This is a genomic window from Serratia proteamaculans, from assembly GCF_008830365.1.
Lineage (GTDB): Bacteria > Pseudomonadota > Gammaproteobacteria > Enterobacterales > Enterobacteriaceae > Serratia > Serratia proteamaculans.
Genome location: NZ_WBKI01000001.1, coordinates 1,119,456 through 1,131,958, shown reverse-complemented (window position 1 = coordinate 1,131,958; position 12,503 = coordinate 1,119,456). Strand labels below are relative to the sequence as shown.

At 55.2% G+C, this 12,503-nt stretch carries 14 protein-coding genes; 10 read left to right on the top strand and 4 right to left on the bottom strand.

Translation table 11 applies throughout. The features are described from left to right. Nucleotides 1-70: 70 nt before the first annotated feature. Both F8R23_RS05365 and F8R23_RS05360 read right to left on the bottom strand, forming a co-directional pair. A complete protein-coding gene (locus tag F8R23_RS05365) occupies nucleotides 71-886 on the bottom strand; it encodes a DUF72 domain-containing protein (RefSeq protein ID WP_129934383.1) in 816 nt (271 codons plus the stop codon). A 74-nt stretch (nucleotides 887-960) separates the two neighbouring features. Then, a complete protein-coding gene (locus F8R23_RS05360; RefSeq protein WP_129938230.1) occupies nucleotides 961-1,533 on the bottom strand; it encodes a hydrolase in 573 nt (190 codons plus the stop codon). A 202-nt stretch (nucleotides 1,534-1,735) separates the two neighbouring features. Between F8R23_RS05360 and F8R23_RS05355 the strand changes: the two genes are divergently transcribed. The 7 genes from F8R23_RS05355 (at nucleotide 1,736) to ruvB (ending at nucleotide 7,375) form a co-directional block, all read left to right on the top strand. Beyond that, nucleotides 1,736-1,966 carry an FmdB family zinc ribbon protein gene (locus F8R23_RS05355; RefSeq protein ID WP_332871787.1) on the top strand — a complete coding sequence of 77 codons (231 nt, stop codon included), beginning with the start codon at nucleotides 1,736-1,738 and terminating at the stop codon, nucleotides 1,964-1,966. 74 nt (nucleotides 1,967-2,040) lie between these two features. Continuing rightward, nucleotides 2,041-3,822 carry an aspartate--tRNA ligase gene (aspS, locus tag F8R23_RS05350; protein ID WP_099064271.1) on the top strand — a complete coding sequence of 594 codons (1,782 nt, stop codon included), beginning with the start codon at nucleotides 2,041-2,043 and terminating at the stop codon, nucleotides 3,820-3,822. Beyond that, nucleotides 3,822-4,268 (top strand): dihydroneopterin triphosphate diphosphatase, encoded by a 447-nt coding sequence (gene nudB / locus F8R23_RS05345; protein WP_112348394.1) that lies wholly within the window; start codon nucleotides 3,822-3,824, stop codon nucleotides 4,266-4,268. The genes aspS and nudB overlap by 1 nt, the downstream gene beginning before the upstream one ends. A gap of 19 nt (nucleotides 4,269-4,287) precedes the next feature. Next, nucleotides 4,288-5,031, top strand: coding sequence for a YebC/PmpR family DNA-binding transcriptional regulator (locus F8R23_RS05340; protein WP_012145503.1), 744 nt, complete (start codon nucleotides 4,288-4,290; stop codon nucleotides 5,029-5,031). Nucleotides 5,032-5,104: 73 nt separating this feature from the next. Beyond that, nucleotides 5,105-5,626: a crossover junction endodeoxyribonuclease RuvC gene (ruvC, locus tag F8R23_RS05335; protein ID WP_112348395.1), complete on the top strand. Its 522-nt coding sequence runs from the start codon at nucleotides 5,105-5,107 to the stop codon at nucleotides 5,624-5,626. A 112-nt stretch (nucleotides 5,627-5,738) separates the two neighbouring features. After that, nucleotides 5,739-6,350, top strand: a complete 612-nt coding sequence (gene ruvA / locus F8R23_RS05330) for a Holliday junction branch migration protein RuvA (RefSeq protein WP_099064268.1) — start codon at nucleotides 5,739-5,741, stop codon at nucleotides 6,348-6,350. A gap of 20 nt (nucleotides 6,351-6,370) precedes the next feature. Further along, nucleotides 6,371-7,375 (top strand): Holliday junction branch migration DNA helicase RuvB, encoded by a 1,005-nt coding sequence (gene ruvB / locus F8R23_RS05325; RefSeq protein ID WP_099064267.1) that lies wholly within the window; start codon nucleotides 6,371-6,373, stop codon nucleotides 7,373-7,375. Nucleotides 7,376-7,445: 70 nt separating this feature from the next. Here ruvB and znuB read toward each other — a convergent pair whose 3' ends face one another. Beyond that, nucleotides 7,446-8,231 (bottom strand): zinc ABC transporter permease subunit ZnuB, encoded by a 786-nt coding sequence (gene znuB, locus F8R23_RS05320; RefSeq protein ID WP_112348396.1) that lies wholly within the window; start codon nucleotides 8,229-8,231, stop codon nucleotides 7,446-7,448. Further along, nucleotides 8,228-8,986 (bottom strand): zinc ABC transporter ATP-binding protein ZnuC, encoded by a 759-nt coding sequence (gene znuC / locus F8R23_RS05315; RefSeq protein ID WP_112348397.1) that lies wholly within the window; start codon nucleotides 8,984-8,986, stop codon nucleotides 8,228-8,230. Before znuC ends, znuB begins: the two co-directional genes overlap by 4 nt. Nucleotides 8,987-9,064: 78 nt before the next feature. Here znuC and znuA point away from each other — a divergent pair, with 78 nt between their 5' ends. From znuA to lpxM, 3 genes are all read left to right on the top strand, one after another. Then, nucleotides 9,065-10,030 carry a zinc ABC transporter substrate-binding protein ZnuA gene (gene znuA / locus F8R23_RS05310; protein WP_129938229.1) on the top strand — a complete coding sequence of 322 codons (966 nt, stop codon included), beginning with the start codon at nucleotides 9,065-9,067 and terminating at the stop codon, nucleotides 10,028-10,030. A 21-nt stretch (nucleotides 10,031-10,051) separates the two neighbouring features. Then, nucleotides 10,052-11,374, top strand: coding sequence for a murein DD-endopeptidase MepM (mepM, locus tag F8R23_RS05305; protein WP_129934386.1), 1,323 nt, complete (start codon nucleotides 10,052-10,054; stop codon nucleotides 11,372-11,374). A 149-nt stretch (nucleotides 11,375-11,523) separates the two neighbouring features. After that, the gene (lpxM, locus tag F8R23_RS05300) at nucleotides 11,524-12,492 is read left to right on the top strand and encodes a lauroyl-Kdo(2)-lipid IV(A) myristoyltransferase (protein WP_085117147.1); all 969 of its coding nucleotides are present in this window, start codon (nucleotides 11,524-11,526) and stop codon (nucleotides 12,490-12,492) included. The last annotated feature ends 11 nt before the right edge of the window (nucleotides 12,493-12,503 follow it).

Here is a 12,503-nt window from a genome sequence, read left to right as displayed (position 1 = left end):
CCAGCATCATAGCCGCCATTGCATTCACTGTCGCGAGGAAAAATCTGATGTTATTGGTCAGATTAATAGGTCAAAACAGTGCATCCTGCTCGGGCCAGTCTGGCGGGGGCGGTAAATTCGGAATAGCCTGACGCAGTTGCTGCCAAATTTTCTGTGCCTGCTGGGGGGAATCGCCGTTATCTGGCGTATGGATAAACAGGAAAGGCTGATGCTGTGATTGCCAGGCAGGTAGTTTTTGTTGCCAGGCATCAAACCAGCGCAGGTTATCTTGCAACACATCGCCACCGATAAAACGCACCAGCGGATTGTTGGCGGTGACCAGCGCATGCACCGGCAGTTTGGGTTTTTTCTGCTGAGCATCACGAACTGCTGCACTGTTGGGGGCGGCGTGATGCACCGGGCGACTGTCGAGGATCACCCGATTGATACCGCGCTGATGCAACCCCTGATTTAACAGCCGCTCCTCTTCACCTTTGGCGAAAAACGACGGGTGACGGACTTCCACCCCGTAGGTGAACTCTTTCGGCAAGGCATCAAAGAATTGCCACATCGCCGGTAATTCCGCCGGGCCAAACGCGGCAGGCAGTTGTAGCCAAAGCTGGCCGATGCGCTGATGCACCGGATTCAGACAGTGATAGAACGCCTGTAGATCGGCATCACAATTGCGTAGTGCAGCCTTATGGCTAATGGTGGCGGGGAATTTGAAACAGAAGCGAAAATCATCGGTGGTCATGTCGCGCCAGCGCTGAACGATCTCCAGTTTAGGTAACGCGTAGAAGGTGGTATTGCCTTCCACGCAGTTAAAGTAGCGGCTGTAATCCGCCAGATCGCGCAGCCCGATACGGTTCCAGGCCGGGTGTTGCCACTGTGGGAGTCCGATATACATCAAGCTGGTATCTTCCTTAATTTTCCCTGTCAGTCAAACGCGGGCGCAGTATGCCGCACCCTTACAACTTAACGTTACTTGCTGAGGGCGGCAAGAATTTCGCGAGCGCTGCGAATGCGCGCCAGACGCGGGAAGATGTTGTCGAAAGCGAACTGGTGCATTTCAGTGTTAGGTGCACTGCACAGGTCTTCGGCGATCACCAACTCGTAGCCGTGCTCCCAGGCAGCGCGGGCGGTAGACTCTACGCCGATGTTGGTGGCAATCCCCCCCAGCACGACGGATTTAATGCCGCGACGACGCAGTTGCAGATCAAGGTCAGTACCGTAAAATGCGCCCCATTGGCGTTTGGTCACCAGAATGTCGCCGTCGTTAACCGCCAGCGTTTCAGGGAACTCCCACCAGTTGGCAGGCAACTCACCGGCTGGGGAAGGTTGATCCACCGGTTGTTTCAGCGCTTCGGCAAAGGTCTCTGACCAACCGACGCGCACCAGGATCACCGGTGCGCCCAGTGAGCGAAAGTGTGCCGCCAGTTGCGCTCCGTTGGCCACCACGCTCTCGGCGCTGTGAGGCCCGCCGGCGTAAGGCAGAATACCCTTTTGCAAATCAATCAATACCAAAGCTGTGGTTTGAGCATCAAGTTTTAACATGGGAAGATCTCGTTACGGGGTGGATGAAATACGCGCAACTGAAGTGACGCGCCAAACAAGCGTGGATTCAGGCTACGTGAAAAAAGCGTCACGGGTTAATGAGAAATTTGTTAAGCAATGTGTTATTTCGGACAAAAACAGGTCATTTAGTGCCGCAACAAAGCTGTGTTCGCACTTATCTGGCGCATGAATTTCCTTTATAATGATCGCCTTTTTTCAACACACTTTACTCCAACGACCTATGCCGATTTATGAATATGCATGTGGTGCTTGCAGCCTTCGATTAGAGAAACTGCAAAAATTTTCCGATGCGCCGCTGACAGATTGTCCGGCGTGTGGGCAGCCCGCGTTAACCAAGCTGATTTCTTCCACCGGTTTCCAGTTAAAGGGCACCGGTTGGTATGCATCAGATGCCAAACCGGGTAATAAATAGAGTTCATCAGAAAACAGCCGTGTGGCAGGTGCCAAAAGCCCGCGCGGCATCGGCTTAAGCCAAAAGGATAGCGTATGCGTACTGAATATTGCGGGCAGTTGAATCTGTCTCACGTGGGCCAGGAAGTCACTTTGTGTGGTTGGGTCAACCGTCGTCGCGATCTGGGCGGCCTGATCTTTATTGATATGCGCGACCGTGAAGGCATCGTGCAGGTGTTCTTCGATCCGGACCAAAAGGTTGCGTTCGATAAGGCATACGACCTGCGCAATGAATTCTGCATCCAGATCGTCGGCACCGTGCGTGCCCGTCCGGACAGCCAGATCAATAAAGATATGGCGACCGGTGAAGTGGAAGTGTTCGCCCATGCTCTGGAGATAATCAACCGCTCCGAGCCATTGCCGCTGGACTCCAACCAGGTCAACAGCGAAGAAGCGCGCCTGAAATATCGCTACCTGGATCTGCGTCGCCCTGAAATGGCCGACCGTCTGAAAACCCGCGCCAAGATCACCAGCTTCGTGCGTCGCTTTATGGATAGCCATGGCTTCCTCGACATCGAAACGCCGATGCTGACCAAAGCCACGCCAGAAGGCGCTCGTGACTACCTGGTACCGAGCCGCGTACATAAAGGCAAATTCTACGCGTTGCCGCAGTCACCACAGCTGTTCAAGCAGTTGCTGATGATGTCCGGTTTCGATCGTTACTACCAGGTCGTCAAATGCTTCCGCGACGAAGATTTACGTGCCGACCGTCAGCCTGAATTTACCCAGATCGACGTGGAAACCTCCTTCATGACTGCCGAACAGGTGCGTGAAGTGATGGAGAAACTGGCACGTGAACTGTGGCTGGACGTGAAGAAAGTGGATCTGGGCGATTTCCCGATCATGACCTTTGAAGAAGCCATGCGTCGTTACGGCTCCGACAAACCCGACCTGCGTAACCCGCTGGAACTGGTGGACGTTGCCGATCTGGTGAAAGACGTAGAGTTTAAAGTGTTCTCCGGCCCGGCTAACGATGCCAAAGGCCGCGTTGCCGCGATCTGCGTTCCGGGCGGCGCACAGCTGACGCGTAAGCTGATCGACGAGTACGGTGCTTTCGTTAATATCTATGGCGCCAAAGGCCTGGCATGGCTGAAGGTCAATGACCGCGCCGCCGGCATGGAAGGCGTACAGAGTCCGATAGCCAAATTCCTCAGCGCGGAAGTGCTGGAAGCGATCCTGGCGCGTACCAACGCGCAGTCCGGCGACATTCTGTTCTTCGGTGCCGACAGCTTCAAGATTGTGACCGATGCGATGGGTGCGCTGCGTCTGAAGCTGGGTCGTGACTTGCAACTGACCAAACTCGACAGTTGGGCACCGCTGTGGGTGATCGACTTCCCGATGTTCGAAGAAGACGGCGAAGGCGGTCTGGCGGCGATGCACCATCCGTTCACCGCACCGCGCGACATGAGCCCGGAAGAGCTGAAAACTGCGCCAACCACCGCCATTGCCAACGCTTATGACATGGTCATCAACGGCTACGAAGTGGGTGGCGGTTCGGTGCGTATTCACCGCAGCGAAATGCAGCAAACGGTGTTCAGCATCCTTGGGATTAACGAACACGAACAGCGCGAGAAGTTTGGTTTCCTGTTGGATGCCTTGAAGTACGGTACACCACCACACGCCGGTCTGGCTTTCGGCCTGGACCGTCTGGTGATGCTGCTGACCGGTACCGACAACATTCGTGACGTCATCGCCTTCCCGAAAACCACCGCTGCGGCCTGTCTGATGACCGAAGCGCCGAGCTTCGCCAACCCGGCGTCGTTGCAGGAACTGGGGATTTGTGTGGTGAAGAAAGCCTCTGAACAAGAGAGCGAGTGATGAACTACAAGCGACCCGAGTCAATTCTGGTAGTGATTTATGCCATCTCCAGTGGCCGGGTGCTGATGTTACAGCGGCGCGATGATACCGAATTCTGGCAGTCGGTGACCGGCAGCCTGGAGGAGGATGAGTCGCCGCCGCATGCCGCACGGCGTGAGGTCAAGGAAGAAGTCGGCATCGATATCGAAGCAGAGAATCTGCCGTTGTTCGATTGCCAGCGCTGTGTGGAGTTTGAACTCTTTGTCCATTTGCGACATCGCTATGCGCCGGGAACCACGCGCAATAAAGAGCACTGGTTCTGTCTGGCTTTGCCTGAAGAGCGCGATCCGGTGATTACCGAGCATCACGCCTACCAGTGGCTTGAGGCGGCACAAGCCGTGAAGTTGACCAAGTCCTGGAGCAATCAGCAGGCGATTGAAGAGTTTGTGATTAATTCAGTCCAGTAATTTTTTTCGGAGATTTTTTATGGCAGGTCATAGTAAGTGGGCCAACACAAAGCACCGTAAAGCAGCGCAGGATTCCAAGCGCGGTAAAATTTTCACCAAAATTATTCGCGAGCTGGTGACTGCCGCGAAACTGGGCGGTGGTGACCCGGGGGCTAACCCGCGTCTGCGTGCGGCGATCGACAAAGCGCTGTCCAACAACATGACGCGTGACACCCTGAACCGTGCCATTGCGCGCGGCGTGGGCGGCGATGATGATTCCAACATGGAAACCATCATCTATGAAGGCTACGGTCCAGGCGGCACTGCCGTGATGATCGAATGCCTGAGTGACAACCGCAACCGTACCGTGGCCGAAGTGCGTCATGCTTTCACCAAGTGCGGCGGTAACCTCGGCACCGATGGTTCTGTGGCTTACCTGTTCACCAAGAAAGGCGTAATCACTTACGCACCGGGCCTGGATGAAGACGTGGTGATGGAAGCAGCGCTGGAAGCTGGTGCTGAAGATATCGTCAGCTACGACGACGGTGTGATCGACGTATTTACCGCCTGGGAAAACCTCGGCGAAGTGAAAGACGCGCTGACCGCTGCCGGTTTTACCGCCGACTCGGCAGAAGTTTCCATGATCCCATCGACCAAGGCCGATATGGATGAGGAAACCGCGCCTAAGCTGTTGCGTCTGATCGACATGCTGGAAGACTGTGACGATGTGCAGGAGGTTTACCACAACGGTGAGATCTCCGACGAAGTTGCAGCGACACTGTAATCGGGTTGAAGTACGGCGCTGCTTTGTGGCAGCGCCTGGCGAAGTTAATGCTTAACGCAAGGTGGGTGTAGGGATGACGATCATTCTCGGTATCGATCCCGGATCGCGCGTCACCGGTTATGGCCTTATTCGCCAGCAGGGTCGCCAGCTGACCTATATTGCCAGCGGCTGTATCCGCACCGTGGTGGATGATATGCCGACGCGTTTGAAGCTGATTTATGCGGGCGTTAGCGAAATCATCACCCAGTTTAAACCGGATTTTTTCGCCATCGAACAGGTGTTTATGGCGAAGAACCCGGATTCGGCGCTCAAGCTTGGGCAGGCGCGCGGCGTGGCGATTGTCGCTGCCGTGAACCAGGATCTGGAAGTGTTTGAATATGCAGCCCGCCAGGTGAAGCAAACGGTGGTCGGTACCGGCGCGGCGGAAAAAGCGCAGGTGCAGCATATGGTGCGCTCCTTGCTTAAACTGTCGGCCAATCCCCAGGCTGACGCCGCCGATGCGTTGGCCATCGCCATTACCCACTGCCATCTCAGCCAAAACGTGCTGCGGATGAGCGAAGGGCGGTTGAACCTGGCGCGGGGGCGTTTAAAGTAGGGTTTAATCAGTGATCACTTAGGCTGGATATTCATCCAGCCTTTTTTATGTTATAAGCTTTACCAGCACGGCATGGCAGCAGGTCATGCTCATGAATTCTGCAGGAGGGTTAATGATAGGTCGTCTCAGAGGAAATATTCTGGAAAAGCAGCCGCCACTGGTATTACTGGAGGCAAACGGCGTGGGCTATGAAGTGCATATGCCGATGACCTGCTTTTATGAGCTGCCGGAACTGGGGCAAGAGGCTATCGTGTTTACCCAATTTGTGGTGCGCGAAGATGCACAACTGCTGTACGGCTTTAATGATAAACAAGAGCGTGCGTTGTTCCGCGAGTTGATCAAAGTCAACGGCGTAGGGCCAAAGCTGGCGCTGGCTATTTTGTCCGGCATGTCGGCGCAACAGTTTGTCAGTGCGGTAGAGCGTGAAGAGATCACCACACTGGTGAAATTGCCTGGGGTTGGCAAGAAAACCGCTGAGCGTCTGGTGGTAGAAATGAAAGACCGCTTCAAAGGGCTTAATGGCGATCTGTTCAACAACAGTAGTGAAATCACGCTCCCCACCGCAGCACAAGCTGCCGAAATGGATGCGGAAGCCGAAGCGGCTTCTGCGCTGGTGGCCCTGGGCTACAAACCGCAAGAAGCCAGCCGCATGGTCAGCAAAATCGCCAAACCGGGCGCCGATTGCGAAACCCTGATCCGTGACGCGTTGCGCGCCGCGCTGTAAGCGTCAATAAGGGGTAGATAATGATTGAAGCCGATCGCCTGATTTCTGCCGAACCGATCAATGAAGAGGAGTTTCTTGATCGCGCCATTCGGCCGAAGCTGCTGACAGAATACGTTGGTCAGCCGCATGTCCGCGAGCAGATGGAAATCTTTATTCAGGCGGCCAAGCAGCGTGGCGACGCGCTGGACCATTTACTGATCTTCGGTCCACCAGGGTTGGGTAAAACCACGCTGGCCAACATCGTCGCCAATGAAATGGGCGTTAACCTGCGCACCACTTCCGGGCCGGTATTGGAAAAGGCGGGCGATCTGGCCGCGATGCTGACCAACCTCGAACCTCACGACGTTTTGTTTATCGATGAAATCCACCGTCTCTCTCCGGTAGTAGAAGAAGTGCTGTACCCGGCGATGGAAGATTATCAGCTGGATATCATGATCGGCGAAGGTCCGGCCGCACGCTCGATCAAACTCGATTTGCCGCCGTTCACGCTGGTGGGCGCAACCACCCGCGCCGGTTCACTGACCTCGCCACTGCGTGATCGCTTTGGCATTGTGCAGCGTCTGGAGTTTTATCAGGTCGCCGATTTGCAGCACATTGTTTCACGCAGCGCCAATTGCCTGGGACTGGATCTGTCGGAAGAGGGGGCCCATCAAGTGGCTCGCCGCGCACGTGGGACTCCGCGTATTGCCAACCGCTTACTGCGTCGGGTGCGTGACTTTGCCGAAGTCCGTGCCAATGGGGTGATCAATGGTGAAGTGGCGATGCAGGCACTGGATATGCTGAACGTTGATGCCGAAGGTTTCGACTACATGGACCGCAAGCTCCTACTGGCGATTATCGACAAGTTCACCGGCGGGCCGGTGGGTCTGGATAACCTGGCAGCCGCGATTGGCGAGGAGCGGGAAACTATCGAGGACGTTATCGAACCCTTCCTGATCCAGCAAGGCTTTATCCAGCGCACGCCACGCGGACGTATGGCCACCAATCATGCCTATAAACACTTTGGCATGGTGCGCGAAGAGTAAGTATTGAATAACCGTCAGCATTAGAAAAGGGCCGCGTTGCGGCCCTTTGTACATCTATAGCAGTCTGAAATCAGGCTTGCTGTTTTTTGGATAAGCTCAAAACAAACAGCACTGCGGCGCTTAAAACGACCGATGGGCCAGCCGGGGTATCGTAGAAGGCCGAGAAGGTTAATCCACCGGTTACGGCCAGCACGCCCACCAACACCGCATATCCCGCCATTTGTTCCGGTGTACGGGCGAAGCGTCGTGCGGTTGCTGCCGGAATAATCAGCAGTGAAGTGATGATCAGCGCACCGACGAATTTCATCGCCAGGCCAATGGTCAGGGCGGTCACCAGCATCAACACGGTACGTGCGCGCACCAGATTAACGCCGTCAACGTGTGCCAGCTCAGGGCTGACGGTCATCGACAGCAGGTTGCGCCACTGCCACCACAGGATCAGCAGCACGACTGTGACCCCAATGCCAATCATCCAGATATCGTTGAGGGTGACCGACAGCAGATCGCCAAACAGATAGGCCATCAGATCGACCCGCACGTTGGACATCAACGCTACCACGACCAGCCCCAATGAAAGTGCGCTGTGAGCCATAATGCCGAGCAGAGTATCAACGGAAAGCTGTGGGCGACGCTCCAGCCACACCAACACCAGCGCCAGTACCAGCGTTACGGCAATCACCGCATAGAAGGGATTCACGTCCAGCAGCAGGCCGAACGCCACGCCTAACAATGAAGCGTGTGCCAGGGTATCGCCGAAATAGGACATCCGACGCCAGACCACAAATGAGCCGAGTGGACCGGCGGCGCAGGCCAACAACACCCCGGCCAGCCAGCCGGGTAATAACAGTTCGATCATGCCTCACGGCCCCCGGTATTTTTCAACACAATTCGTCCTTGCAGGTCGTGACGGTGATTATGGTGGTGACGATAGACCGCCAGTTGTTCCGCACCACGGTTACCGAACATGGCGATAAATTCAGGATGCATCGAGACCACTTCCGGTGCGCCGGAACAGCAGATGTGTTGGTTGAGGCACAGCACTTCATCGGTTTTCGCCATCACCAGGTGCAGGTCATGGGACACCATTAATACCGCACAGCCCAATTCTTTACGCAGTTGGTCGATCAGATCGTACAGCGCCAGTTGGCCGTTGACGTCAACCCCTTGGGTCGGCTCATCCAGCACCAGCAGTTGTGGCTTGTTCAACAGCGCACGGGCCAGCAATACGCGCTGGTTTTCACCGCCGGAGAGTTTTTGCATGGGTTGATCGAGCAGGTGGGCTGCTTGCACGCGCTTCAGCGCAGGCAGAATATCTGCCTTTTTGACGCCGGGCTTCAGACGCATAAAGCGGCTGACGGTAAGCGGCAGGGTAGCGTCGAGGTGCAATTTTTGCGGCACGTAACCAATGCGCAGGCCAGGCTCACGCACCAGTGTTCCTTCGGTGGGCGCAACCAAGCCCAGCACCACTCGCACCAGCGTAGATTTGCCCGCGCCATTAGGGCCGAGCAACGTCAGAATACGGCCCGGCTGAAGGCTGAGCGAAATATTCGACAGCACCTTGCGGCTACCAAAGGAGACGGAGATATTTTTTAGCGTTGTCAGTGTGGACATCTCATGATTACATTTTGCAGAACTAACCGAATGTTATAATATCACGCCTCGCTGATGAAAACGACGGGATAACTGAGAATGGCACAGAAAAATAAATGGCTGCAGCGTACGCTGCTGGCAACCGCATTGATGATGGCCGGGCCCCTGAGTAGTGCCTCTGCGGCGGTGGTGACCTCGATTCGCCCGGTCGGTTTTATCGCTGCGGCGATAGCCGACGGCGTGACACCGACCGAGGTGCTGCTGCCGGATGGTGCATCACCACACGATTTCGCGCTGCGGCCTTCCGATATCCAGCGTCTGCGCGCCGCCGATCTGGTGGTGTGGGTGGGGCCGGATATGGAGGCCTTTCTGACTAAATCCTTAACCTCTGTGTCGGCTAACCGCCAACTTGCCATCAGCGAATTGAGTGGGGTGAAACCTCTGCTGATGAAGGGCGAAGACGACGAACACGACCATGGGCACGACCATGATCATGCAGCCGATGCGCATAATCATGCCGATCATGCCGGGGACGATGGACACCATCACGGCGAGTATAACATGCACGTTTGGCTGTCTCCGGAGGTGGCAAAAGTGACCGCGATCGCGATTCACGACAGGTTATTGGAACTTATGCCACAAAATAAGGACAAATTAGACGCAAACCTGCGCCAGTTCGAGAATCTGCTGACGCAAACTGACAAAAATGTTGGTAACATGCTTAAGCCTGTGCAAGGTAGGGGATATTTTGTTTTTCATGATGCTTACGGCTATTTTGAGAAACATTTCGGGCTGAGCCCATTGGGCCATTTTACCGTTAATCCCGAAATCCAGCCTGGAGCACAGCGCTTACACCAAATTCGAACACAGTTGGTTGAGCAGAAAGCAGTCTGCGTTTTTGCTGAGCCACAATTCAGGCCGGCCGTAATCAATGCGGTTGCCAAGGGGACCAAAGTGCGTTCTGGAACGCTGGACCCGCTGGGCACCGGCATCGCACTGGGGAAAGACAGCTACGGGAACTTCCTGACTCAGCTGTCAAACCAGTACGTGAGCTGCCTGAAGTAAAGATTATGAGGATAAAATCGAGTGCAGCAGATAGTCAAAACTATCGCTCTGGCGTATAACAACCTGCCACGGCCCCATCGCGTCATGCTGGGGTCGCTGACAGTGGTTACATTGGCCGTTGCCGTCTGGCGGCCTTTTGTTTATCACCCAGAACATAACCCCATCGTTAAGAGTATTGAATTAGAATCCAGTCAGTTACGGTCCTTGCTGCCCGAAGCCAGTGAGCCGATCGATCTCGACCAAGCCACCCCCGATGATGACATCCCACAGGATGAGCTGGACCAGAAGGTCGCCGGTGAGGATGGAGTGCATGAATATGTGGTTTCCACTGGCGATACCCTGGGCAGTATCCTGACCCAATATGGTATCGATATGTCGGACGTCACGCTGCTGGCATCGCAAAACCGCGATCTGCGTAATCTGAAAATCGGCCAGCAGCTGTCATGGACAGTGAATGATGCCGGCGATCTGCAGCGTTTGACCTGGGAAGTCTCCCGGCGTGAGACCCGCACCTACGATCGTACTGGCAACAACTTCAAAGAAACCCAGGAATCTCAGCAGGGCGAATGGCGCAACAACGTGATCAGCGGCCGTTTGAACGGCAGCTTTGTCAGCAGCGCCAGCAGTGCCGGCCTGAGCCGAGCAGAAATCAATTCGGTGATCAAAGCGCTGCAGTGGCAGTTGGATTTCCGCAAACTGCGCAAGGGCGATCAATTCGCGGTATTAATGTCCCGCGAACACTTTGACGGCAAGAGTGCTCAGAGCCAGTTACTGGGTGTGCGCATGCGTACCGGCGGCAAGGACTACTATGCTATCCGTGCCGAGGACGGTAAATTCTACGATCGTCAGGGTTCCGGCCTGGCGAAAGGCTTTATGCGTTTCCCAACCATGAAGCAGTTCCGCATTTCTTCCAACTTCAACCCGCGTCGGGTTAATCCGGTCACCGGGCGCATTGCGCCGCACAAAGGTGTCGATTTTGCCATGCCGGTCGGTACTCCAGTGTTGGCCGTGGGTGACGGTGAAGTGTTGATCGCCAAACGTAGCGGCGCTGCCGGTAACTATGTGGCGATCCGTCATGGCCGCCAATACACCACGCGTTATATGCACCTGAAAAAGCTGCTGGTTAAGCCAGGGCAGAAGGTGAAACGTGGTGACCGTATCGCATTGTCCGGCAACACCGGCCGCTCAACCGGCCCGCATCTGCACTTTGAAATGTGGACCAACCAACAGGCGGTGAACCCGCTGACGGCGAAACTGCCACGCTCCGAAGGGCTGAGCGGTAAAGATCGCAGTGATTATCTGGCGCAGGTGAAGGAAGTCACTCCGCAACTGCAGTTGGACTAATCCCTTTGTTCGGGCGCGTTACTGCGCCAGTGATTCCATCGGCCTGATTTCGGGCCGATGTTGTTTTATATTGGTGCTTCGCCGTGGTTAATTGCAAAATCGACCTTTGCAATTATGATTAGCCGAACCGCTAAGTTAAGAGCTTGTGCATGCAAAACGAAAAAAAATCGAACTCAGAGTTCATTCCACAATTTCAGAAAGCCTTTTACCACCCACGCTACTGGGGCGTTTGGCTGGGAACCGGGCTGATGGCCGGCATTTCATTGGTGCCTGCTCGCCTGCGCGATCCGGTGCTTGGTGCGGTTGGCAAGCTTGCCGGCAAAGTGGCTAAAGGTGCCCGACGCCGCGCGCGTATTAACCTGCTGTACTGCCTGCCGGAAGTGCCGGAAAACGAGCGTGAGCACATCATTGATGAGATGTTCGCCACCGCGCCGCAATCGATGATCCTGATGGCCGAGCTGGCCTGCACCAAACCGGAGAAAGTGCTCAAGCGTGTTCGCTGGCATGGTGAAGAGGTGCTGGATAAAATCCGTGAAGAAGGTCGTAACGTGATTTTCCTGGTGCCGCATGGTTGGGCGGTGGATGTTCCGGCGATGCTGATGGCGGCTCGCGGTCAGCCGATGGCGGCGATGTTCCACAACCAGAGTAATCCGTTAGTCGATTATCTGTGGAATACGGTGCGCCGTAAATTTGGTGGCCGGATGCATGCGCGCAATGACGGCATCAAGCCGTTTATCAGTTCGGTGCGTCAGGGCTACTGGGGTTATTATTTGCCCGACCAGGATCACGGTGCTGAACACAGTGAATTCGTCGATTTCTTCGCCACCTATAAGGCGACGCTGCCGGCGGTTGGACGCCTGATGAAAGTTTGCCGCGCGGCCATTGTGCCATTGTTCCCGGTGTATGATGGCAAGACCAGTATGCTGGATGTTTATATTCGTCCGCCGATGGATGATTTGGCTACGGCCGATGACCACTATATTGCGCGTCGGATGAATGAAGAGGTGGAGAATCTGGTGGGGCCGAATCCGGAGCAGTACACCTGGATCCTCAAACTATTGAAAACGCGTAAAGAAGGTGAGATAGAACCTTATTCGCGTGATGATTTATACCGCTAAGCGAGGTTTTG